This window comes from Homoserinimonas sp. OAct 916 (genome assembly GCF_003260275.1).
GTDB lineage: Bacteria > Actinomycetota > Actinomycetes > Actinomycetales > Microbacteriaceae > OACT-916.
On the sequence record NZ_QJHB01000013.1, the window covers coordinates 24908 to 47530 of the forward strand.

A 22623-nucleotide genomic window follows, 5' to 3' on the forward strand; every position below is an offset into this window, starting at 1 on the left:
ACGGCCGACAATGGAAAGGTGACCATGTCCATTCCCGATAATAAAACGCGAAATTTCCTCAGCGATGAGGAACACCTCCGCAAACTCGGTTACGAGGGCCGATTCGACCGGTCGATGTCGCTGTGGGGCACGTTCGCCCTCGGCTTCACCTACCTCTCCCCCCTTGTCGGGGTCTACTCCTTATTCGCCTTCGGCGTCTCACTGGGCGGCCCGCCGGTCATCTTCTGGCTGGTCATCGTCGGTTGCGGCCAGTTGCTCGTTGCCCTGGTCTTCGGCGAGGTCGTCTCGCAGTATCCCATTGCCGGCGGCATCTATCCCTGGGTGAGGCGGCTCTCTGGCCGCTACTTCGCTTGGATGGCGGCGTGGATCTACATCTGGGCCATCATCGTCACCGTCACGTCGGTGGCCGAGTATGGCACCGGGTTTCTTGCCAGCCTGTTCGGCCTGCCGCAAACAAAAGAGATATCGCTGGCTCTGGCAGTCGCCCTGCTCCTGGTGGCCCTGGTCATCAACCTGAGCGGCACCAAGAACCTCGCTCGCGCCGCCAAGATCGGTCTCGGTGCGGAGCTGATCGGGGTGGTCGGGGTGGGGATCTATCTGATGATCTTCCAGCGCAAGAACGACTTCTCGGTCTTCTTCGACACCATGGGAACCGCCGGCGACGGCAGCTACCTCCCGGTGTTCATCGGTGCCGCGCTGACCGGCTTGTTCCTGTTCTATGGTTTCGAAGCCTGCGGGGAGGTCGCCGAGGAGGTGGCGAACCCGGGCAAAGAGATTCCGAGAGCCATGATCATGACCATCCTCGTCGGCGGCGTATCCGGACTCATCGCATTCGCCGGCTACATCTTGGCCGCACCGGATCTGGCAGCAATCGTCAGCGGCGAGAACGCCGATCCGATTGCCGGCATCTTGGAGGCCACGCTCGGAACAGTGGGAGGAAAGATCTTCCTCGTGATCGCGCTCACCGCATTCCTCTCCTGCGTGCTCAGCCTGCAGGCGGCCGGCAGTCGACTGCTGTACTCGTTCGGCCGCGACGGGATGATGCCCGGCCACAAGTGGTTGGCCGAGGTCTCCGCGAAGAAGGTGCCCCGCAATGCGTTGATCGTCGCCTGCCTGGTGCCGATCTTGATCTGCCTGATCATCTACTTCGGGCCTGAGGGTCTCATCAATCAGGTGACAGCGTTCGCGGTGCTCGGAATCTACGTGTCGTTCCAGTCGGTGGTGCTGGCCTCGCTGCTGGCTCGGTTCAAGGGCTGGAAGCCGGCTGGGCAATTCAGCCTCGGTGCGTGGGGTCTCGTTGTGAACATCGTCGCCCTCGCCTACGGCATCACCGCGATGTTCCTGCTGGCCTGGCCGGGCACCAGCGGCGAGTTCCTGTCTGACTGGATCGTGCTCATCGGTCTTGTCCTCGTGGTCGGCACCGGCCTGATCTATATGGCCATCGTGCGCCCCGGCCGCAACCTCAGCCTGCCTGAGGGCGACGCAGTCGAGATCGCCGAGCAGTTGCGAAACGGGTGACTTCGGCGCGCCGGGTGCCGGCTCATCCAGCGTGCTACGGTGCCATCGCCCCCGCGACTGCCGTCAACACCTGGTTGATCGTCGGCACCCCGGATGCCCGAAAGATCTCGGTGCCGCTCGCGTTTGCAAGCACGACGGTGGGAGTGGTGAGGATGTCGAATGCGGCGGCCTGCGGCTCGTGCCGCACAATATCGAACTCGCGCACGTTGATGGCCGGAACGAGGCGTTTCACCTCGGCGAGCACCTCCCTCGTCAGCATGCACGGGTCACAGAAAGCAGACGTGAAAAGCAGCAGCTCAGGGAGTTGATTCATCCCCACCAGTCTACGGCCGAGGCCGGCTGTCGGCGGCCGACACTAGACTTTCGGCATGACAACAGCCACAGATCGACTCGTCTGGATCGACTGCGAGATGACCGGACTCGACCTCGAGAAGGACCAGTTGGTCGAGATCGCGGTAGTCGTCACCGACTACGACCTCAACCTCGTCGACCCGGGCCTCGACATCGTGATCGCGGCCGACGACGATGCGCTGGAGCAGATGGGTGACTTCGTGCGCGAGATGCACACCGAGTCGGGGCTGATCGATGAGATCCCCCATGGGGTGAGTGTTGCCGATGCGGAACGCCAGACGTTGGAGTACCTCTCGAAGTACATCCCCGAGGGGCAGAGGCCACCGCTCGCCGGCAACACGATAGGAACGGATCGTGCTTTCCTGGCCAAATTCATGCCGACGCTCGACGGCCAACTGCACTATCGCAGCGTTGACGTCTCCTCGATCAAGGAGCTGTCTCGGCGCTGGTATCCGCGCGTGTACTTCGCAGCTCCTGAAAAGAACGGCGGCCATCGTGCCCTCGCCGACATTCTCGAGTCCATTCGCGAGCTCGATTACTACCGCAGGGCGGTGTTCGTTCCTGAGCCGGGCCCCAGCTCGGTGCAGGCGAAAGACGTCGCCGCGAGCGTGGTGTCTTCACACGCCGCCCAGATGTAATAGTATGAAGAGGTTGTGTTGGCCGCTGACAAAATCGTGGCTGGCACACATGGTGGGCGTAGCTCAGTTGGTAGAGCGCTGGCTTGTGGAGCCGGATGCCGCGGGTTCAAGTCCCGTCGTCCACCCCAAGAAAGTTTCATAGCAGCGGGCACGTCGTGCCCCGAGCGTGGAAGGCTGTGCCGTGCTCGAGATGACCGAGGACGAGTTCGAGGAGCTCTTCGTCGCCGCACTCGACGCACTACCCGATGACATGGTCGACGGCATCGACAACGTCATCTTCGTCGTCGAGGATCGACCAGAAGACGGTTCCCTCGACCTGCTCGGTCTGTACGATGGGATCGCCCTGACCGAGCGTGGCCAATACGGCTATGGCGAGATGCCCGACCGCATCATCCTGTTCCGCGAGCCGTTGCTCACGATGTGTGAGTCGCTGGAGGAGCTCAAGGAGGAGATTCACGTCACCCTGGTGCACGAGATCGCCCATTTCTACGGCATCGATGACGAGAAACTGCACGAACTCGGCTGGGCCTGAAACCGCCGCGAGACCACGCGGCGCCGAGAGTGAGCCCACATCGCCGGCACTCAACGATGTGTCAGCAGCCGGAGGCCGTGCGAAGGGGATTGCTGCGATCGACCTCATCCGACAGACACCCCATCGCATCACAACTTGCCCACACTCCGGCCCGGGCATCCGAATACTGAGGCGACTGCATTTACTCTGAGGACATGTCCCGCAGAACCCACCCACGCCGCATCGTCGGAGTCACGATCGGTGCCCTGGTGATTCTGGCTCTGGGCGTCTACGGACCGGCCACCCTGCTCGGTCCGCTCCCCCAGGTCGATGCGCAGGTGCTCACCCCGCCCGCACCGGAAACGGTCGTGAACCCACCGGTTTTGCCCGAAACCGGCGCCAGCGCCATCACCGGAGCGGCCACCGAGGCCCCGTTGGCTGTGGCCGGCAATTCAGGCCCACTGCCGATAGCCGGCATCGCCAAGGTGATCACGGCGTTGGTCGTGCTCGATGAGAAACCGCTGGAGGCCGGCCGAAACGGGCCAGCAATCACGATCGGTATCGAGGATTACCGTTCTTACATCGACAACACAAACGCCGGTAACGCCACGGTCACCGTTCTGCCCGGCGAGACCTGGACCCAACGCGAGATGATGCAGGCAATGCTGCTCGGTTCGAGCAATAACCACGCGGAGTCCCTGGCCCGGTGGGCATTCGGTTCGGGCGCCGCCTATCTGGAAGCCGCCGACAGCTGGCTGCTGAAGCACGCACTCACCTCGACCCGCCTGGCCGACTCCACCGGGTTGTCCGAAGACGACGTGTCCACCGCGACCGATCTCGCCACGTTGGCCGCGATCGCCGCAACGGACCCGACCATCGCCGAACTGCTCGGCTCCGTCGACGACCTCAACTCGCACGGCCGCGGTTTCAACAACCGCACTCAGTACCTGCCCGAACGGGGAGTGACCGGAATCTCTCGCAGCTACACCGAGACTGCGGGAATCTGTCTGCTGTTTTCCGCGACCGTCCCTGCCGGCGACGACACGTTCACGTTTTATGGGGTGTTCATCGGGCAACCCGACTGGGACACCCTCGATGCGGCCGCCGCGGCTCTGATGGACAGCGCCGAAGCCGGAATCCAGCAGCAGCCACTCGTCACCACCGGTGACAGCTACGCCAGGTTCACCACTGTGTGGGGAGACACGGCCGACGGAGTGGCCATGCTCGACCGCACCGAATTGGGCTGGCTGCAGCAGAAGCCGACCAGCACCATCGAAACCGTCGAGTTCAGCACGAATCCTCGAGGTGCCCTCGTGGGCAGTGTCGAGGTTGCGGGTTCTCGCGGAACAGTGACGGCTCCGCTCGAGCTGGATGAGACGATCGACAGCCCCAGCCTCGTCTGGCGGGTGCTCCACCCGGTGCCGCTGATCCAGGAGTGGTTCGCGCATCCCCCGTTCCAGGCACCGCGCGACACTGCCGGGCCAAGTAGCGCCCCGTCATCATCGCCCACCGGTTCTCCCTAGCGAGGCGCGCGGCCATCACTTCCGAATTCGCCGCGGCTCACACCACACGCATCGAGGATCAGGTCGGCTGACTGTTGGGGTTTCTCCTTGGCCACGAACGCGGCGAACTGTTGCTCCCACGCCTCCCAGAAGGCGTCGAAGCCCTCACTGCGAGCCAACGCGCGCACCTTGCGCTCGTCATCATCGGCCACCAGCCAGATTCGTAGGTCGGCGAGTGCGGCGCCGGCACGGCTCAGCGCACCGCAGCCCTCGATGATCAGCGGATACCCGGCATCCACCCGGTGCCATTCGGCTAGTTCGCCCGTCTTCCAGTCGTAGCGCTGCCAGCGCCCTGGGAGACCCGCAGCGCGGGGCACCAACAACTGTTCCACGACCTGGCGGCTGCCGTGGTCAAGCCCGCTCCAGCCGAGGTAGAGGTCGTCGAGGTGCACGACGACGCTGCGCGGGAGCGCGCACGCAAGGGCGTCGGCGAGTGTGGTCTTTCCGGCGCCGCTGGGCCCGTCTATCAAGATCACCGGGTTCGGCGACGAGGCGCGCAATCGTTCGCGGATCGGTGCGAGCAGACCCGCGAGATCCTGCCCCCCGTGATCGTAGTTCCCGGTGGCCTCATTCATCGGATTCGTGGGTGTCATCCGAAGATGAAGTTCCAGTGACCGGACCAGACCGAGATGCCAACGGCGGTCGCCGCGACCAACACGGCGATCATGACCAAGAACCAGTCCCGGCCGACGAACACCGACTCCCTGGCCCAACTCCGTTGCGTGTCGGCGCCGAAACCGCGGGCCTCCATCGCGGTCGCCAGTTTGCTGCCGCGCCGTAGAGCCAACACCAGAAGCGAGAACGCCTGGTTCAACCAGAGCCGCAGCTTGCCCATGAATCCCTGCGAGTCACCCACCCCGCGGGCTCGGCGGGCCAGACCGAGCGAGCGCCAGTCGTCGACGAGGAGCCCGGCGAGCCGCATCGCTGCCAGCGCCCCCAACACGAATCGGGCGGGTAGCCGCACCACTTGGGCGAGACCATCGGCGAGGTCGGTCGGGTCGATCGTCAGAAACATGACCATGCCCGCCAACCCGATCGCGAGAATGCGCAGGCCAGTTGCAACACCCAGGTAGATCGAGCCGTCGGTGATGTGCACGAACAGAAACTGCCAGTAGCTCTGGCCCGACGGCTCACCGTAGAGCAGGGTGGTCAACCCGGCGAGCGGCGCGGCGAGCAGTATTGGCCAACTGCGCTTGAGGAACACTGACAGCCGTATGCCCGCCCACCCGAAAAGCGCGGCTTCCAGAACCAGTACCACCCCGGCTGATACCCAGTCGACGCTGGCGATCAGGGTGAGACTGATAATGAACGCCGCCGCCAGTTTCGTGACCGGGTTCACCCGGTGGATCGGTCGGGTGCCCTTGCTGGTTCGGAGTGCGGGACCGGTGGGTGTGGCAGTCGTGCGGGTCATCACCGCACCGGCCCGACGGGAAGCGGCGAGGTGAGCTCATGTGTATGGTCGGCGAGTGCTTCGACGAACTCTCGATCGTGAGTGACAGCGACCAATGCGGTTCCGCCATCAAGAAGACCCGCGAGCAGTGCCACCAGTTCTTGCCAGGTCTGCGCATCCTGCCCGAAAGTGGGCTCGTCCAAGACCAACACCTGGGGGTTCGTGGCCAGCGCCGTGGCCACCGAAAGCCGGCGCTTCTCACCCCCGGAGAGGGTGAATGGGTTTGCCAGGGCCAGATGATCCAACCGCAGGCGCTGCAGTAACTCGTCTACCAAAGCCTGAATTTTTGCCCCAGAAAGCGCGAGGGTGCGCGGCCCGAGCTCCAACTCTTTACGAACAGTGGCCGTAAGAAACTGGTGTTCCGGGTCTTGAAAGACGGTGCCGATTCGGGTGAGCAACTGCCGTGATTTCCAACGAAACGGTTTACTCCCAGCGCCTTGGGCCAATCTGTCGGTGGCTCGAAGGTCACCGCCCGCGGTGGGCAACAGGCCGGCAAGTGTCAGGGCGAGGGTCGATTTGCCAGAGCCGTTCGGCCCGGTCACCGCGAGGGCCTGCCCGGAGTTCACCGTGAGCCGCACACCCGAGGCGACCACGGTGCCCGGGATTCGCGCCACCGAAAGGTCGTCAGCACACAGCAAGACGTCTGTGCTCGAAGCATCGTTCGGGCCGACGGAGCTCACGGCGCGTCGGCGCTCAGGGTGGGCAGGCGGAAACCCCGGAACCCACACACCCTGCGCGGCCAGACGGGCCCCTTCTTCAGCGAGTACCTGCTCCGGGTGCCCATCGGCCAGCAGGCCACCGCCGGGGTCGAGCACGATCACCCGGTCGACCAGGGGAAGCCAGACCCCCACCCGGTGTTCGATCACGATCAGGGTCGCTTTGGTGTGCTCGAGCATCCGGGCCACAGCGTCCCGTACCTCTGCGACCCCCACGGGGTCGAGGTTGGCGGTCGGCTCGTCGAGAAGCACCAGCCCGGGCCGCATTGCGAGCACCCCGGCCAGTGCCAATCGCTGCTTCTGCCCCCCGGACAGCCGGGAGGTGGAGTGATCAAGCGGCAGGTCCAGGCCCACCGCATCCAACGCCTGGCCCACGCGTCGCCAGATCTCATCGCGTTCGACTCCGAGGTTTTCGCAGCCGAACGCGACATCGTCACCCACCCGCGCCAGGGTCACCTGCGAATCGGGATCCTGCAAGACCAGACCGACCCGGCCGCGCACCGCCGCGGGCGGCAACCCGTCGACCAGCAGTCGTCCGTTGTCATCTCCGTCATCGGAATCACCCAACACCCCGGCGAGGGCGTGCACGAGGGTGGACTTCCCGGCACCGGAGGGCCCGAGCAGAAGCACCTTCTCCCCCGGCTCGATGTCGAGGTCGAGGTCGCGCACTGCCCACGCCCTGCGGCCGGCATGTCGCCAACCCCAGCCGCTGGCCGTCACCCGGCTGCCACGCACCGGGTCACCGCCCAGATCGCGGTACGGCGCAGACATCAGACGTCGGCCGTCACTTCCCGGCCGGCCGCAAACCGCCCGAGCGCGCCGGTTCGGGCGATTCCCCGCACGGCGAACCAGGAAAGTGCTCCCGCGATGACCGCCCCGGACACGGCGACAGACACGAAATACGTGATCCTGAACGCCCAGGTCACGCCCGGATACCAAACGATCAGGTCGTTCACCCCAGCCGCCATACCCGCCGCCATACCCGCCAGGATCGCGACGTAGATGCGCCAGTTCGCATAGAGGAACAGCGCGAACACGAGTTCGGCACCCAGTCCCTGCAGAAGCCCGGAGATGATGGTCGTCACCCCCCAGCTCGTGCCGATCGCCGCCGAGACGGCGGCGGCGATCACCTCGGTGAACAGGGCTGCCCCAGGCTTGCGAATGATTAACCCGCCGATGACTCCGGCGAACAGCCAGCCGCCGCCGAAGATCCCCTGCAGACCGGGCAGTGCCGCCTTGAGCGGCCCGCTGAAACCCTCGTAGGCGATGCCCCACGCCCAGAACAGCACCCCGGCCGCGACTCCGATGACGGCCGCGATGACGATGTCAACCACGCGCCAGCGAAAACTGCGCTTCGGTTTGCCGGTGGCGACGGCCACATCGGGGGTGGATTCGGTTTCCGTCGTTTTTGTTGTGTGCACCATGTCGTGCCCTCTCGTCAGACGATAACTGGGCACGGGTTTGCGTTCAGACGGTGCCTGAACGCAAGAGAAGCTGCCTCCCTGCGCTGGCATTATCCAGATCAGGTTCGACGGTCGAAGATTGAGAATCTTCCTCTCAGCCCGGCTCACCGGACTCCCGTGTTTATGTCTCAAGCCTAACCCACACACCCCCGGTGCGCTTCATGAAAGACTCGCAGGCATGGACTTTCGTATTTTCACCGAACCTCAGCAGGGTGCCGACTACGACGAACTGCTCGCGGTCGCCCAAGCCGCGGAACGACTCGGGTTCGACGGTTTCTTCCGTTCCGACCACTATTTGCGCATGGGTGACGGCAATCCGTTGCCGGGGCCGACCGATGCGTGGACAACCCTTGCCGGCGTTGCCCGCGAGACCACCACCATCAGACTCGGCACCCTGGTCTCCTCAGTCACCTATCGCCACCCGGGCATCTTGGCGATCCAAGTCGCCCAGGTCGACCAGATGTCGCGCGGCCGGGTTGAATTGGGCCTCGGTGCGGGCTGGTTCGCTCGCGAGCACGAGGCCTACGGCATTCCCTTCCCCTCCAATCGGTTCGACCTGCTCGAGGAGCAACTGGCCATCGTCACCGGCCTGTGGAACACACCGCTCGGTGAGACGTTCTCGTTCGCGGGTGAGCACCACACCCTGGTCGATTCGCCCGCTCTGCCGAAACCGATCCAGTCCCCGCCCCCGATCATCGTCGGCGGCAAGGGTCCGAAGCGCACGCCCGCCCTTGCCGCGCGATTCGCCGACGAGTACAACGCGTCGTTCCCGGAGTTCGAAGCGATTCCCGGGCTGTTCCGCGGCGTGCGAGACGCGTGCGAGGCCATCGAGCGCTCTGCCGATGAACTCGTCTACTCGGTGGCTCTGGCAGTTGCGGTCGGCGGTTCCGAGCCGGAGTTCCAGTCCCGTGCGGCTGCCATTGGCCGCGAGGGTGCGGAGCTGCGCACCCACGCGGTGGCGGGCACCGTCCCAGAAGCGGTCGACAGGCTCAGTCGACTCCAAGAGTTGGGCGTCGAGCGGGTCTACCTGCAGGTGCTCGACCTCGGCGACCTGGACCACCTCGAGCTGATCGCGAGCGAAGTCGTGCCGCAGCTGAACCGGCCCTGACGGCTATTTCTTCAGGGCGCGGATGACGCGGGCCATCGCCCACCCGGAGACACAGATCATCGGTATCGACACAGCCATCAACGTGACCAGGTTGGGCCGGAACCGCAACCCGTCGATGTCTTTGATGTACGCGCCGACCGGAATCGACATTCCACCGCCACCGCCGCCGCCCGCCACTGAACCGTCCGGCTCATCGGAGGCATCGCTGCCGCCGCCGAAACCGTAGTAGGCCAGCGAAACCGGCACGAGGGTGACGCCTTCCACCTCGATCGGGTCACCGTAGACGGTTCCCATTCCCAGACTCTTGACAGCGTCGGCCAGTTGCACAGCGAGATTCGTCATAACCCAACGGTACCCGTGCACGGCGAGCGAAACCAGCCGACGTGCCTTCTTACTTTTCAACGCACAGTCATTTACGGCCGATGCGGTTACGGTTAACTCATCACCGCCCCCGATGGAGGACACATGGAAATCTGGCCTGGAACCCCCTACCCGCTCGGCGCCACCTTCACCGGCAGCGGCACGAACTTCAGCTTGTTCAGCGAGTGCGCCGAACGCGTGGAACTCTGCCTCTTCGACGACGACCGGGTCGAAACCCGGGTCGAGATGCACGAAGTCGACGGGTTCGTCTGGCATTGTTTTCTTCCCTCTGTGCAGCCAGGGCAACGCTACGGCTATCGGGTGCACGGCGCATACGATCCCGCGAACGGGCACCGGGCCAATCCCAGTAAATTGCTGCTCGACCCGTATGCGAAAGCGACCGATGGCGACATCGACTGGAATCAGTCGCTGTTCTCCTACGAGTTCGGTGATCCAGATTCCCGTAACGACGAAGATTCGGCACCACACATGATGCTCGGGGTCGTCATCAATCCCTATTTCGATTGGGAGGGCGACCGGCACCCGAAGACGCCGTATAGCGAAACGTTCATCTACGAGGCGCATGTGAAGGGGATGACCGCGTTGCACCCGGACGTGCCCGAACCGCTGCGCGGAACCTACGCCGCCCTCGGGCATCCAGCGGTCATCGACCATCTGGTGAAACTGGGGGTCACCGCAATCGAGTTGATGCCAGTTCATCAGTTCGTGCATGACAAGACTCTGATTGAAAATGGCCTGACCAACTACTGGGGGTACAACACGATCGCGTTTCTTGCACCGCATCGGGAGTACTACTCGGGAGACAACCCCGGCCAGCAGGTGCAAGAGTTCAAGACCATGGTGCGTGCCCTCCACGTTGCGGGTATCGAAGTGATCCTCGATGTGGTTTACAACCACACCGCCGAAGGCAACCACATGGGGCCCACACTGTCCTTCCGAGGCATCGACAACTCCGCGTACTACCGCCTGGACGAGGATGACCCGCGGCACTATGTCGACTACACCGGCACCGGAAACACCTTGAACGTGCGCCATCCCCATGCGTTGCAACTGATCATGGACTCGCTGCGTTACTGGGTGGTGGAGATGCACGTCGACGGGTTCCGATTCGACCTCGCCTCGACCCTCGCCCGCGAGTTCTACGACGTGGATAGATTGTCGACCTTCTTCGAGCTGGTTCAGCAGGACCCGGTGGTCTCCCAGGTGAAGCTCATCGCCGAGCCGTGGGATGTCGGGCCCGGCGGTTACCAGGTTGGCAACTTCCCGTCATTGTGGTCTGAGTGGAACGGGAAGTACCGAGACACGGTGCGCGACTTCTGGCGCGGTGAACCGTCGACGCTCGGCGAGTTCGCCTCGCGGTTGACCGGGTCTTCCGACCTGTACGAGCATTCGGGGCGCCGGCCGGTCGCGTCGATCAACTTCGTGACCGCGCACGACGGGTTCACCCTGCGCGACCTGGTCTCCTACAACGAGAAGCACAATGAGGCCAACGGCGAGAACAACAAGGACGGCGAATCGTTCAACCGGTCGTGGAACATGGGGGTGGAGGGGCCGACCGACGACCCCGTCATCCTCGGCCGCAGGGCTCGTGCCCAGCGCAACTTCATCGCCACACTGTTGCTCTCTCAAGGGGTGCCGATGTTGTTGCACGGCGATGAGTTGGGCCGCACCCAATCGGGTAACAACAATACTTATGCACAGGATTCGGAGCTGAGCTGGATCAATTGGGATGCCGCCGACGAACCGCTGTCGGAGTTCACCTCCATGGTGGCGGCGTTACGCAGTGCCCACCCGACCTTTCGGCGCAGTCGATTCTTCGACGGGCGTCCGGTGCACCGCGGGGAGGGCGAACCGTTACCCGACATCGTCTGGCTGACCTTCGACGGTGAACCGATGGAACCGGAGAACTGGGATGTGTCGCTGGAGCGCTCGGTCGGGGTCTTCCTGAATGGCCAGGGCATCCGCGAGGTGGATTCGCGCGGAATCCCGGTGGTCGATGTGAACTTCCTGCTCTATTTCAACGCGGACGAGAACGAGGTCGAGTTCACGATCCCCGGCGAGGAATACGGCGCCGAGTGGGAGATCGTGATCGACACCGCCGGAAGCGGGGCCGACACGGTTCCCCGACCCGCTGGGGCACGGCATCCCGTAGCCGGTCGATCTATGACCGTACTGCGTGTGTTGAAGGGGGAACCTGCCGGCCCGCCCGCCGACTCTGCGGAGGCATCGGTGGCCTTCCTCGCCCGAGATTCCGCGGACTGACTCGGCCTGATGAAGTGGCCCGCGAAGCGACGGGGCGTGCGTGAACGGCGCATGAACGTGCGGAGTGCGGGCTACTTCTCCGGCTGCTGACGCGGGTCTGCCACCACATCAGCCCGGCGCAGCAGCGACGCCGGCCCGAGCAGCCCGCGACCGAAGCGCGAACTCACGTCGTCGATGGTGCGCTCCGCATCGCGCCAGCTGTCATCCTCATCCCACAGGCCGATCTGGCCGCTGCCTCCGGAAGAGAGCTGTTCCACCCGCACCCCGATCAGCCGCACGGGTGGATGGGCGCCCAACGCCCGATAGCTGGCGCTGACCTCCTCGTGAATGCGGCGACCCAGGTCTGTTGGTTCGGCCAGTGTGCGCGATCGGGTCAGGGTCGAGAAGTCGTCGTAGCGCAGCTTCAGAACGACCGTGCGCGCAGTGACCCCAGCCTCGCGCAAACGCACCGCGACCTGATTGGACTGCCGCAGCAGTTCACGCAACAACAGCTCTGAATCCCGTTGGTCCACCTCGAAGGTCACCTCGTGTCCGATGCTCTTCTCCGGATTGCCGACCGTTACCGGTCGCGGATCGATGCCGTTGGCGAGCTCGTGCATCTTGTTTCCCGCCGCCGCACCGACCGTGCGCTGCAGAACGGAGACGGGGGTCGCCGCGACGTCACCGATGGTGCGCAGTCCGCGGGCGAGCAGACTCGACTCGGTGGCCGCTCCCACCCCCCAGAGTGCGCCCACAGGCAGCGGGTGAAGAAACGCCAAGGTCTGTTCGTCGGGGATCACGAGCATCCCGTCCGGCTTGGCTCGCCCAGAAGCGAGCTTCGCCACGAATTTCGTCGACGCGGCCCCAACAGAGCACGCCAGCCCGGTCTCGACGCGCACCCGGCTGCGGATCAGCTCGCCGATGTCGGCGGGGGTGCCGTGAACGCCACCCGCACCGGCGACGTCAAGAAACGCCTCATCAATTCCCAGACGTTCCACCATTGGGGTCATCTCGTCGAAGATCGCCATCACCTTCGCCGAAAGCATCCGGTACTTCTCGAAATGCGGCTCCAACACGATCAGATTCGGGCACCGCCTGAGCGCCTGGGCGAGCGGCATCGCCGACCGCACACCGAACTTGCGGGCCGGGTAGTTTGCCGCGGTCACCACCGATCGCGCGGATCGCCCGGCGACCGCCACCGGCCGGTCAACAAGGTGCGGATGCTCAAGCAATTCGACCGATGCGAAGAAGGCGTCGAGATCAACGTGCAGGATTGTTGCCGTGGAGCTGTCGACGGATGCCGCACTCACCTGCCTGGCACTGCCGTCCTGCTTGCTCACCTGTTCAGGCTAACGCCTGCACCTGCCCTGCGCCCGTATGAGAATGGCGTGCCTCTGGGAGGTCACTCCTCGAGAAGCTGACCACGCAGGTAGGCGGCCTGCCCCGCGTGCTGCAGGTCATCGGAGATGACACTGACAAGGCGCACTCCAAGCGTGACCGGCGGGTTCCACCCCTCGTCCACCACACGATCCAGATCACCCGAGTCGAGTGCAGCCACCTGGCGCACCGTGCGCTCCGTAACTGCGTCGTGATAATCGAGCAGCAGTTGGGCTGACTGCACCTGTACCCGGGTCACCTCATCGGCGCTGTGGCCATAGCCGGTTGCCAGCTTCTCGAATGGCAGACCAAACCGTGTGTACCATCCGTCGTCCAGCCAGAGTTGCGGCAGGTCGAACGCATCGGCCACGTGATCGTCCTGCACCCGGGTCAGATGCCAAATGAGCCATGCGATGGTGTTGCCCCGAGCATAGGCACGCCACCGCAGTTGTTCCGCGCTCAACCCCCGAACCGAGTGGTGCACCGATTGCTGCACGCGCTCGAATCCGTCGTTCAGTATCTCTGTTGCTTCCACGGGAGCCTCCTCACCGGCGACTCCCCCAGTCTGGCCTGTGCCACCCCACGGCGGCAGGCCTGATTCCTTGCCACGGCCACGGCCACGGCGGCAATGATGGTCAGAACCTCCACCAGCGTCAGTTGCCAAGAGGCTCGGTCCAGTTACCGAGGTCGTCGAACAAGACCGGGACTGGGAGTTCCACACCGTAGTGCACGACGATCCCGATGAGCTGCGCGCCCTGTATCGGGCTGCATGCAGCCGCAGTCGTCACGCGCTGGCGGAGGCCAAGTTGGATCTCTCGGTTGGCGTCAACCGTGACGGACGGCGGTGGAACCTGCGTTGGATCTTGACCCATCTCAGTGAAGAGACGGCCAGGCACAATGGCCACGCTGACCTCCTTCGTGAAGCGCCGGTTGCGCCAGCGGCGGGAAGTAGAGTGGCGCCATGAGACCACTGATGATCCCGTCGCGCCCAATTCGTATCGCATTGTTTGTGGTGGCATGGTTCAACCTTCTCTCGGCGCTGGCCGGAATGGCTGGACTCACCCTGGGCGGCGGACTCGGCATCCCGTTGGAATGGATCGAGGGAAGTATCTTCACGTCGTACTTCTGGCCCGGCATCATCCTCGGCGTGGTTGTCGGTGGTATCCAGGTGCTCGCGGTCATCGCCCAGTACGGCAGGTTCGCACTTGCGTGGGGACTGCACGCCGCGGCCGGGCTGGTGATGATGATCTGGATCTTCGTGGAACTCGCCATTATGCTCGTGTGGTCCCCACTCCACGGCATATACTTCACCACCGGGCTAATTCAAATAATCTTCGCCGTGCTCGCATTAGGTGCCTGGCCCGTTCCGTTCCTGCAGCGTTCTCGCACCGTTTCGGGCAAGTAGTTCCATAGGTTCTTACCAAATTCTTGTGCAGGCCGATCCGCCACCAGGCCGGATTTCACTGTTCAACGTGAAGCAGACTACAGGGCATTTCTCGAGGACTTCCCGCATGCTGACCCGTGGGTTCAAGCGGTGCTTTATGCTGTACTGGCGAATGCTTGTTCGGGGTTGGATCAGAGGCTGAGAAAGTCCTCCAGCCACATCTGCGGCGCTCCGCACGCAAGTTGATCATCAAAGGGTCAGACGTCCGAGTTCCGAGGATGATTGCGGGCAACACGCTCGTTCCCACGCTGGTAGTTGCCCGTGACGCGGGCCATGAGCGATTGCGCCTCGTGCGTTTCGACATCGGCCAGGAAGCACTCTGCCGCGGCTGCTCGGAGCGTTGTCGCTCGACGACCGTGGTGGCGAATCACCACATCGCTGCCGATCACCTGATATTCGAAGCCTCCGGGAGAACCAGCCATAGGAGTATTCTTCCTCACCGCGGAACGCCGCACCACCAATGCCGGCGAGGGGCCCCGGTGAGCCCATCTCGCGTCTCGCCACCCCACGCTGGTTCTCACCGCACTGACCGCGCGCCGCGATCAGAATCTCAAATTTATCGCATCAACACTTCATGTGTTATATTCTTCTGACAGGTGCAAGGAGAAGCGATGGATGCAGAAGAGCTGGCGAAACGCCTCACGGCTATCGCGAGCGTACAGCGCCTTCGGATTCTTGCGAACCTCGCGGCAGGCACGGTGCACGTCAGCGAGTTGGCCCGCCGCGTGGGCATGAGCAGAGCTCTCCTCTATATGCACCTGACCAAGCTCGAGGAGGCCGGCTATGTGGCGGGGCACCTCGAACTCTCCGAGGATGGCAAAGCCCTCAAGATATTTCAGATCGTGCCGTTCAGTCTGACAATCGACCAAGCTGCGGTGACCGCAGCGGTCGCCGCGACCAACGAAAGTGAGAAATGACATGGACGCCTACACCCCGTGGTTCGCCTACATCCCGTGGTTCGCGTGGATCGCGATAGTTGGAATTGTCGTCTGGGGCATCACAGTGATTGTCGGGACTTTCGGCTCCGGCCGCGGTAAGAAATCCGACGACCTCGCCAAAGCCATCGAGGAGAACGCCGCGACCAACAGAGCCCTGCTCGCCAAGATGGAGGGCATTGACCACCGGCTCGGCGCCGTCGAGAAGACGCTCAACGATATCCCGTAGTCGCCAACCGGCCCAGGCTGCGCCCAGTCAACGTGGCGCGGTTGTTTCAGACCAGATGCGCGCGGAACGTATTCAGCGCCAACGCGTCATCTTCCCAGGCGCCGCCTTCATGCCCGTTGTATGGCCACACTGTGATCTTCTTTGGTCCGGCATACGCGTTGAAGGCACCGAAGACCGTCGATGGAGGGCAGGTCGCATCCATCAGCGCGACAGTCATGGTCAGGGGCGCGGAGGCCCGGCGGGCGAAGTTCACCCCGTCGAAATATGCCAACGTCTCCTGCACCTGCGTCGCCCGATCGCGGTTGGTCGCGAGGAACCCCCCGATCTCCTTGTACGGCATCTCGTCGGTGATGACCGTCGCGCGCGGAAAGTCGCACAAGAATGGCACTCGAGCAACCGCTGCCGCGATATCGGGCACGAGGCCGGCTGCGGCGAGCGCGATCCCGCCGCCCTGGCTTGTTCCCATCACGCCGATCCGGTTGCCATCGACCAGATCCAGGCTTCGGGCGGCGTCAATCGCGCGAACCGCGTCGGCGAAGACCCTTCGGTAGTAGTAGGTTTCGCGCGAATCGATTCCGCGAGTCAGAAACCCGGGCGCGTGCGGCCCGCTGCCTGCCTCGTCACCCGTGGCGGCAGTGCTGCCCCACCAGCCCTGTCCGCGCGTGTCCATCTCGAAGTGTGCGAATCCGGCCGATGCCCAGAGCAGGTTCTCGTAGGCCTGTCCTCGCCCTCGGCCGTAGCCGTGGTACTGCACCAATGTGGGCAGAGGCCCTGCCGCGCCCGCCGGAACCCGCAGCCATGCTTTGATCGGCTGCCCGCCGAACCCGGGAAACGTCACATCGAACACGTCGAGAGTGAGTAGCCCCGAAGCCACCCGGTCGACCGTGACGTGCAATGAGTGCAGCCGCGTCTCGGCGAGAGTCGTCGCCCAGAACGAATCAAAATCGGCAGGGTCGGCCTGACTGCTGCGGTAATCACGGAGTTCTGCTTCAGCTAAGTCGATGAACATGGATCACAGCTTACGGCCGCAGGCAGCCTCGATTCCGGTGCTCTCGATTCGTTCGCCCGGGCAACCGACGATAATGGGAGAGAACGAATGAGGAGGGTCCCCAATTCATGAGCAGCAATGCAGCACGCCCGTGGTTGAGCAGCTACGTCGACGGTGTTCCCGCCGACATCGATATACCCACAGGCAGCCTCGTCGACATGGTGTTCGACGCCGTGCACCGGTTTGGGCGCGAGGTCGCGCTGGAGTTCTTCGGGGCGACCACCACCTATGCGGAACTCGGCAACCAGATCAACAGGGTCGCCGAGGGGCTCAGGTTCCTCGGGGTGAAAAAGGGTGACCGGGTAGCCATCGTGTTACCCAACTGCCCGCAGCACGTTGTCGCGTTCTACGCCGCCCTGCGGCTCGGCGCAATCGTGGTCGAGCACAACCCGCTGTACACGGCGCGCGAGTTGCGACACCAGTTCGAAGATCACGGTGCACGCACCGTGATCGCCTGGGACAAGGTCTGCCCGCTCATCCAAGACCTGCCCGATGACCTGCAGATCACCACAGTGGTCTCGGTCGACCTGACCCGGGCGATGCCGTTGTCGAAGCGGCTGGCCCTTCGCCTGCCCGTCCCCAGGGCCAGGCGTGCCCGGCATGCCCTCACTGGGGCCGTGCGCGACACCATCCGGTGGGAGAAACTGCTCGAGAAGCGGCCCATCCGCAAGCGCCACGGCAAACGACCAGACGCGCAGGATATCGCCGTGCTGCAGTACACCAGTGGCACCACCGGCAAGCCCAAGGGTGCCATGCTCAGCCACACCAACCTGCTGTCCAACTCGGCGCAGGGGCGGGCGTGGCTGCCCGAGATAGCCGATGGCAAAGAGGTGGTCTATGCCGTTCTGCCCATGTTCCACGCCTACGGGATGACCCTTTGCCTGACCTTTGCGATGAGTATCGGCGCCCGCCTGGTGCTGTTTCCGAAATTCGACGCAAACCTCGTACTGGATGCCGCACGAACCCATCCGCCCACCGTGTTTCCGGCGGTGCCGCCTATCTATGAAAGTGTCGCCAACGGGGCGCGCGAGCGCGGCATCGACCTCCGCGGAATGAAACTTGCGATCTCCGGAGCCATGGGGCTGCCCGAACGCATCGCCCAGTTATGGGAGGAAACGACCGGAGGCCTGTTGATCGAAGGATACGGTCTCACCGAAGCCTCACCGGTCGCCCTGGGCAACCCGGCCGGACCCGGCCGACGCCATGGCACCGTCGGGGTGCCATTCCCGAGCACATGGGTGCGGGTGGTCGATCCGGAGAATGTCGAGCACGATCGGGCACCGGGTGAAGCCGGTGAACTTCTGATCAAGGGGCCGCAGGTCTTCCACGGCTACTGGAGCAACGCCGATGCGACCAACGCCACACTTCTCCCCGACGGCTGGTTGCGCACCGGCGACATCGTCACCATGACGGCTGACGGATTCGTCACAGTGGTCGATCGCATCAAGGAGTTGATCATCACCGGTGGGTTCAATGTGGCGCCCTCGGAGGTGGAGGAAGTGGTGCGCCACGCGCCAGGGGTCGCCGATGTAGCAGTGGTCGGGCTCCCCTCCGACTCGGGGGGAGAGACAGTGGTCGCTGCGGTCGTGTTGGAAAAGGGGGCATCCCTCGACCAGGAGGCAATCCGCACCTTCTGCCGCACGGAGTTGTCGGCGTACAAGGTGCCGCGCACGGTGGTCGCGGTCGACGAGCTCCCGCGCTCACTGATCGGAAAGGTTCTACGACGCGAAGTGCGACAGGCGCTGTTGGATCCCCAATGACCCAGCCCGCCGGCCCCTCGGTGCATCGGTCGCGGGTGCGGTTTGCGGCCATGATCGTCGTCGGCTTGATTGCGGCCGGGTTCTGCCTCGCCTTCGGCGTGTGGAAGTATGCTCCCGCCGTGGGCTGGGCCGCAGCTGCGAGCACCTACATCATCTGGGTGTGGAGCATCATCGGACGGATGGACGCGCGCGCCACCGCCGAAAGTGCCACCAGGGAAGACCCATCTCGCACCACCGTCGAGCTCCTGATTCTCTTGGCCAGCGTTGCCAGCCTGGCTGCAGTGGCCGTGCTGCTCGTGCAGGCTCACACGTCCGACGGAGTGGGCCGTGTGCTGCTGGCTGCTCTGGCCGTGCTCAGTGTTGCGCTGTCCTGGGGTCTCGTGCATACGCTGTTCACTCTTCGCTACGCCTCCCTCTACTACGGGGGCAGCCACCCTGGCGGGGTCGAATTCAACCAGGTCGAACCGCCGCGTTACAGCGACTTCGCCTACTTGTCATTCACTCTCGGGATGACTTTTCAGGTCTCTGACACCAATCTGCAGTCAAGCGTCGTGCGGGGCACGGCGTTGCGGCATGGCTTGCTGTCGTACTTGTTCGGCACCGTGATCCTGGCCACCCTGATCAACCTGATCGCCAGCTTCTTCGCCTGACCTCCTTGGTCGAGGGATTGAAGAGGAGCAAGGACTCGCCCCGACCACCGTCCGAGCGAACGCGTCCATCCCCTGGGGCGAGGCGGGCCACGGTCTGCTGAATACGGCCTTCGTTCAGCCGCGCACGGGCGCGGTCAGCAGAGCCACCACAACCGAACCGCCCTTGGTCTCCTGCCGGCCGGCCTCGGTGAAGCCCAGCCGGCCGTGGAAGAGCAACGAGCCGGGGTTCGGCGGTTCAACGTTCACCTCACAGGTGACCTCGGCGCGCCCGGCGGCCCGCGCCACCTCGAACACCTGGTCGTACAGTACTCGGCCGATACCGGCGCCTCGAGCATCGTCGGCCACCACGATTCGATCGACATACAGGTGGTCTATTCCGCGCGCCTCGAACCAGAGATAGTTCTCACTGTCGTACGGTTGGCCGGGTTCGATCGCGATCATGAAGCCGAGCATGCGATCTGGGTCTTCCGAAGCCACGGCGGCGACGGCGACGGTGGCAACGTCGAGCAGCCGGGCGATATCAGCCTCTGCCGACACGGGTACGGCAGGAGCCGCGGCATTGTTGAGCCGCACCAGTTCGGGCAGGTCGGCAGTGTCAAGTTTTCGAAGGATGAGGTCCACCAGTGCACTCTACTCGCCGAGACGCCTCGCTCCACCTCGCTGCACCGCGCGAAAGTGCAGTAGACGAGGGAAATTGTGTCTGATAACCGCATTAACTGCCCGCTCGGTGGAGACGTGTAGTCGGGCGAAAGATTGCGGGCGGGCGAAGACGGGCTACTCCGTGACGAAGTCGATCAACTGCTCGACCCGGCCGAGCAACGCCGGCTCCAGATCGGCGAAGGTGTCGACGCGACTCAGGATGCGCTGCCAGGCGTGCGCGATATCGGTCTGAGACTCCCCCGGCCACCCGAGAGCCTGGCAGATGCCACGCTTCCACTCAATACTCCGTGGAATGGCCGGCCACTGCTCCAAGCCGAGCCTGGCTGGCTTCACCGCCTGCCAGACGTCGACGTACGGATGCCCGACCACCAAAACGTTGGCCCCGAATGGGCCCCGTGCGACGTGCTCTGCGATTCGGGTCTCCTTTGACCCGGGCACCAGATGATCCACGAGAACGCCAACCCTGCGGCCGGGACCGGGGTTGAATTCTGCGATCAGCGCCGCCAGGTCGTCGATGCCGCCCAGGTATTCGACGACGACACCCTCGATGCGCAGGTCGGCGCCCCACACCTTCTCGACCAGTTCGGCGTCGTGCCGTCCCTCAACGAAGATGCGACTTGCCCGAGCCACGCGGGCGCGGGTATCAGCCACGGCCAATGACCCCGAGGCCGTGCGAGCTCTCCCCTGCGGCGTCGTTCTCGCCCGGATCAGAGTCACGGGCTCCCCCTCCAACAAGAACCCGCCGCCCAGCGGGAAGACGCGCACCTTGCCGAAGCGGTCTTCGAGTGAGACGGTACCCACTTCGGTGCGAATCACGGCGCCGCAGAAGTCAGTGCGCAGCTCTTCGACGACGAGGCCGGGAACCGCCTCAACGCTGCGAACGGGGGCGACGGCCGGGTGGCGCCAGTTCGTGGCCAACGGGTCAGTGTCATAACGGTCGTTCATCACCCGTCGAGGCTAGCCGATGGCATAACGGGTTCTGCCCGGGGCGCGCCCGCGAGCCCTGCGCTCACTACGAAGTGGCGTGAATGAATTCCGCAGCTGGCTTGCGGAGCCACTGCGTGATTCGCATGGTCAGTGCCATATCTGCCATCTGCGCCGTCCGAAGATTGGTCAGCCGGCTGGGTGTGCAACCGATTTCTTGCGCCAGCTGAGCCCACGTGGACCTACTCTTCTGGCGCTGCTCATTGAGTGCGGTGTGAAGCTGATTCAAATTCCACCGGAGCCTATGTTCTGGCCCTGGTCGCGGCAACCGAACGTCGCCGACGTCGACGACCGAGCCGATAAGAAATTCCTCGGGTGCCCGGTCGAGCCAGCGCAGCAAGAACAGAGCATATTGACACGAGGTTTCGCCGCGTACCCCCAACCGTGAGACGGCTCCGCCGCAGAGTGGACTGTCCATACGCTCGGCATTGAGCGTCGATGACAACTCCCATAGCTCGTCAGCGAATTCGTACCATCCCAGCCCATGTTCGCGGCGCTTTTCATCGAACGCGGAAAAGAACGCTGCGAAGTCGAACACCGGCAATTCGGTCATGATCTGCCACTTTACGCCCGGCAACTTCCCACACGTAGCTGGAAGACCGGCTGTATCCGCGAAGTTGACCGTCGGCAAGCGGGATCCGCGTCGCAACAGATCATAGGCATTTACCCACTCAGCTATGCGCTGAACAATCTCCAGTGCCCCTCGGAGACGACTTCGACGGCATCCCCGGTGACTTTGATAGCGGTCTCATCATCAATTGCGTAACACGGCGCCGATATGCCGGCGGCCCATTTCTCTGCATTGGAAATGGTGTTGTCTGGCAAGTCCTCGTTATCAAGATGCGGAAAGATCGAAAAATTGACCAGCCCCAACGTTTCGTCGGCACCAGTGGGCGGCTTCCAGCCAACGAAGGGCTTACCGATTCTGGGCGCCGCTACCATGCTCCCTGCGCTCAAGCCCACGTAGACAACATCGCGCAGCGACGGCAAGAGGTCTGCCAGTCCGGACTGGCACATCCAGTAGTGGAGATAGAGCGGATCACCGCCTCCCACCAGCAGGGCGTCAGTCCCCTGCAACACAGGGATCCAACGCTCCTTCTCGATGCTGGGCAGCGCTGTGAGCTCCAGCACTCCCAATGATTTCCAGCCCAGCTCGCACATGGGGGTTCTGGGTTCTCTCCCGCTGATGAACCGCCAAGCATTGCCGGCACCGTCGGGATTGGCGTATGACGCGGTTGGAATGCAGAGAGCATTGGACTCAGCGATCGGTTTGCCCAGGAGATCCACTAGTGCGTCGTGGATGCGCGCGTTCTTGATGCCCGCTGAAGAGAGAAGAAGCTTCACAATGGGGTCCCTTGGTCAGATCGTCACCCGGTCCGAGTGATCCCATTTCATGGTGTGGGACTGACACCCCTGGTAGACGGATCACCGCGACCACACCATGCGGAAAACCCGCTGGCCCTGCCCCACTATCGTATGACGCGCAAACAGCGAATGACGAGCGGCCAGGCGATCAGTCAGCGCTGCGCCGGGGAGGATGCGCGGCACACCGATGCCGATCAGCGCGTGGCGGGCATCAAATGCATCAAATGCTGGA

26 protein-coding genes, 1 tRNA gene and 1 riboswitch are annotated in these 22623 nt (G+C 63.8%); of the genes, 13 read left to right on the forward strand and 14 right to left on the reverse strand.

Translation table 11 applies throughout. The features are described from left to right. Positions 1-24 precede the first annotated feature (24 nt). Entirely contained in the window at positions 25-1518 is a 1494-nt protein-coding gene (locus DL891_RS14820; protein WP_111721234.1) for an APC family permease, read from the forward strand. A 34-nt stretch (positions 1519-1552) separates the two neighbouring features. On the opposite strand, the gene DL891_RS14825 is transcribed toward DL891_RS14820, so the two are convergent. Next, positions 1553-1831, reverse strand: a complete 279-nt coding sequence (locus DL891_RS14825) for a thioredoxin family protein (protein WP_111721235.1) — start codon at positions 1829-1831, stop codon at positions 1553-1555. A gap of 55 nt (positions 1832-1886) precedes the next feature. Here DL891_RS14825 and orn point away from each other — a divergent pair, with 55 nt between their 5' ends. From orn to DL891_RS14845, 4 genes are all read left to right on the forward strand, one after another. Next, positions 1887-2507: an oligoribonuclease gene (orn, locus tag DL891_RS14830; protein ID WP_111721236.1), complete on the forward strand. Its 621-nt coding sequence runs from the start codon at positions 1887-1889 to the stop codon at positions 2505-2507. 52 nt (positions 2508-2559) lie between these two features. Then, a tRNA-His gene (locus tag DL891_RS14835) sits at positions 2560-2635 on the forward strand. 62 nt (positions 2636-2697) lie between these two features. Further along, positions 2698-3039, forward strand: coding sequence for a metallopeptidase family protein (locus tag DL891_RS14840; protein WP_111721280.1), 342 nt, complete (start codon positions 2698-2700; stop codon positions 3037-3039). A gap of 194 nt (positions 3040-3233) precedes the next feature. Next, positions 3234-4541: a D-alanyl-D-alanine carboxypeptidase gene (locus tag DL891_RS14845; protein WP_111721237.1), complete on the forward strand. Its 1308-nt coding sequence runs from the start codon at positions 3234-3236 to the stop codon at positions 4539-4541. On the opposite strand, the gene DL891_RS14850 is transcribed toward DL891_RS14845, so the two are convergent. From DL891_RS14850 to DL891_RS14865, 4 genes are read right to left on the reverse strand one after another with little or no spacing between them, the layout of a single operon-like run. Next, a complete protein-coding gene (locus DL891_RS14850; protein ID WP_232819206.1) occupies positions 4538-5173 on the reverse strand; it encodes an ATP-binding protein in 636 nt (211 codons plus the stop codon). The two genes, DL891_RS14845 and DL891_RS14850, sit on opposite strands and share 4 nt — an antisense overlap. Continuing rightward, positions 5170-5991 (reverse strand): energy-coupling factor transporter transmembrane protein EcfT, encoded by an 822-nt coding sequence (locus DL891_RS14855; RefSeq protein WP_111721282.1) that lies wholly within the window; start codon positions 5989-5991, stop codon positions 5170-5172. The genes DL891_RS14850 and DL891_RS14855 overlap by 4 nt, the downstream gene beginning before the upstream one ends. Then, complete coding sequence (locus DL891_RS14860) at positions 5991-7517, reverse strand: ABC transporter ATP-binding protein (protein WP_111721238.1); 1527 nt, start codon at positions 7515-7517, stop codon at positions 5991-5993. Before DL891_RS14860 ends, DL891_RS14855 begins: the two co-directional genes overlap by 1 nt. Further along, positions 7517-8170, reverse strand: a complete 654-nt coding sequence (locus DL891_RS14865) for an ECF transporter S component (protein ID WP_111721239.1) — start codon at positions 8168-8170, stop codon at positions 7517-7519. The genes DL891_RS14860 and DL891_RS14865 overlap by 1 nt, the downstream gene beginning before the upstream one ends. A 58-nt stretch (positions 8171-8228) precedes the next feature. Continuing rightward, positions 8229-8338, reverse strand: a riboswitch (TPP riboswitch). Between the two features lie 49 nt (positions 8339-8387). Here DL891_RS14865 and DL891_RS14870 point away from each other — a divergent pair. Beyond that, complete coding sequence (locus DL891_RS14870; RefSeq protein ID WP_111721240.1) at positions 8388-9317, forward strand: LLM class F420-dependent oxidoreductase; 930 nt, start codon at positions 8388-8390, stop codon at positions 9315-9317. A gap of 3 nt (positions 9318-9320) precedes the next feature. On the opposite strand, the gene DL891_RS14875 is transcribed toward DL891_RS14870, so the two are convergent. Then, positions 9321-9659: a hypothetical protein gene (locus tag DL891_RS14875; protein ID WP_111721241.1), complete on the reverse strand. Its 339-nt coding sequence runs from the start codon at positions 9657-9659 to the stop codon at positions 9321-9323. A 123-nt stretch (positions 9660-9782) separates the two neighbouring features. On the opposite strand from DL891_RS14875, the gene glgX reads away from it, so the two are divergent. Next, complete coding sequence (gene glgX / locus DL891_RS14880; RefSeq protein ID WP_111721242.1) at positions 9783-11960, forward strand: glycogen debranching protein GlgX; 2178 nt, start codon at positions 9783-9785, stop codon at positions 11958-11960. Between the two features lie 71 nt (positions 11961-12031). On the opposite strand, the gene dinB is transcribed toward glgX, so the two are convergent. Together dinB and DL891_RS14890 are read right to left on the reverse strand one after the other, a co-directional pair. Beyond that, positions 12032-13279 carry a DNA polymerase IV gene (gene dinB / locus DL891_RS14885; RefSeq protein ID WP_111721243.1) on the reverse strand — a complete coding sequence of 416 codons (1248 nt, stop codon included), beginning with the start codon at positions 13277-13279 and terminating at the stop codon, positions 12032-12034. 62 nt (positions 13280-13341) lie between these two features. Next, the gene (locus DL891_RS14890; protein ID WP_111721244.1) at positions 13342-13851 is read right to left on the reverse strand and encodes a DUF664 domain-containing protein; all 510 of its coding nucleotides are present in this window, start codon (positions 13849-13851) and stop codon (positions 13342-13344) included. A gap of 190 nt (positions 13852-14041) precedes the next feature. On the opposite strand from DL891_RS14890, the gene DL891_RS14895 reads away from it, so the two are divergent. Together DL891_RS14895 and DL891_RS14900 are read left to right on the forward strand one after the other, a co-directional pair. Beyond that, positions 14042-14281: a DUF664 domain-containing protein gene (locus DL891_RS14895; RefSeq protein ID WP_111721245.1), complete on the forward strand. Its 240-nt coding sequence runs from the start codon at positions 14042-14044 to the stop codon at positions 14279-14281. Further along, positions 14278-14721, forward strand: a complete 444-nt coding sequence (locus DL891_RS14900; RefSeq protein ID WP_232819207.1) for a hypothetical protein — start codon at positions 14278-14280, stop codon at positions 14719-14721. The genes DL891_RS14895 and DL891_RS14900 overlap by 4 nt, the downstream gene beginning before the upstream one ends. A 236-nt stretch (positions 14722-14957) precedes the next feature. Here the strand turns inward: DL891_RS14900 and DL891_RS14905 are convergent, their stop codons facing one another. After that, positions 14958-15182, reverse strand: coding sequence for a hypothetical protein (locus DL891_RS14905; protein ID WP_111721246.1), 225 nt, complete (start codon positions 15180-15182; stop codon positions 14958-14960). A 189-nt stretch (positions 15183-15371) separates the two neighbouring features. On the opposite strand from DL891_RS14905, the gene DL891_RS14910 reads away from it, so the two are divergent. Both DL891_RS14910 and DL891_RS14915 read left to right on the forward strand, forming a co-directional pair. Further along, positions 15372-15677, forward strand: coding sequence for a winged helix-turn-helix domain-containing protein (locus tag DL891_RS14910; RefSeq protein ID WP_111721247.1), 306 nt, complete (start codon positions 15372-15374; stop codon positions 15675-15677). A gap of 1 nt (position 15678) precedes the next feature. After that, complete coding sequence (locus DL891_RS14915) at positions 15679-15924, forward strand: hypothetical protein (protein ID WP_111721248.1); 246 nt, start codon at positions 15679-15681, stop codon at positions 15922-15924. Positions 15925-15970: 46 nt separating this feature from the next. Here DL891_RS14915 and DL891_RS14920 read toward each other — a convergent pair whose 3' ends face one another. Beyond that, positions 15971-16933, reverse strand: a complete 963-nt coding sequence (locus tag DL891_RS14920; protein WP_111721249.1) for an acetylxylan esterase — start codon at positions 16931-16933, stop codon at positions 15971-15973. A gap of 107 nt (positions 16934-17040) precedes the next feature. Here DL891_RS14920 and DL891_RS14925 point away from each other — a divergent pair, with 107 nt between their 5' ends. Both DL891_RS14925 and DL891_RS14930 read left to right on the forward strand, forming a co-directional pair. Beyond that, positions 17041-18732, forward strand: coding sequence for a long-chain-fatty-acid--CoA ligase (locus DL891_RS14925; RefSeq protein ID WP_111721250.1), 1692 nt, complete (start codon positions 17041-17043; stop codon positions 18730-18732). Then, positions 18729-19382: a DUF1345 domain-containing protein gene (locus DL891_RS14930; RefSeq protein WP_111721251.1), complete on the forward strand. Its 654-nt coding sequence runs from the start codon at positions 18729-18731 to the stop codon at positions 19380-19382. The genes DL891_RS14925 and DL891_RS14930 overlap by 4 nt, the downstream gene beginning before the upstream one ends. Positions 19383-19496: 114 nt before the next feature. On the opposite strand, the gene DL891_RS14935 is transcribed toward DL891_RS14930, so the two are convergent. The 4 genes from DL891_RS14935 to DL891_RS14950 form a co-directional block, all read right to left on the reverse strand. Next, positions 19497-20003: a GNAT family N-acetyltransferase gene (locus DL891_RS14935; RefSeq protein WP_111721252.1), complete on the reverse strand. Its 507-nt coding sequence runs from the start codon at positions 20001-20003 to the stop codon at positions 19497-19499. Between the two features lie 153 nt (positions 20004-20156). Beyond that, on the reverse strand, positions 20157-20987 hold the full coding sequence (locus tag DL891_RS14940; RefSeq protein ID WP_111721253.1) for a DUF3097 domain-containing protein: 831 nt from the start codon (positions 20985-20987) through the stop codon (positions 20157-20159). Between the two features lie 67 nt (positions 20988-21054). Next, positions 21055-21579 carry a hypothetical protein gene (locus DL891_RS14945; protein ID WP_111721254.1) on the reverse strand — a complete coding sequence of 175 codons (525 nt, stop codon included), beginning with the start codon at positions 21577-21579 and terminating at the stop codon, positions 21055-21057. Between the two features lie 122 nt (positions 21580-21701). After that, complete coding sequence (locus tag DL891_RS14950) at positions 21702-22370, reverse strand: Type 1 glutamine amidotransferase-like domain-containing protein (protein ID WP_111721255.1); 669 nt, start codon at positions 22368-22370, stop codon at positions 21702-21704. Between the last annotated feature and the right edge of the window lie 253 nt (positions 22371-22623).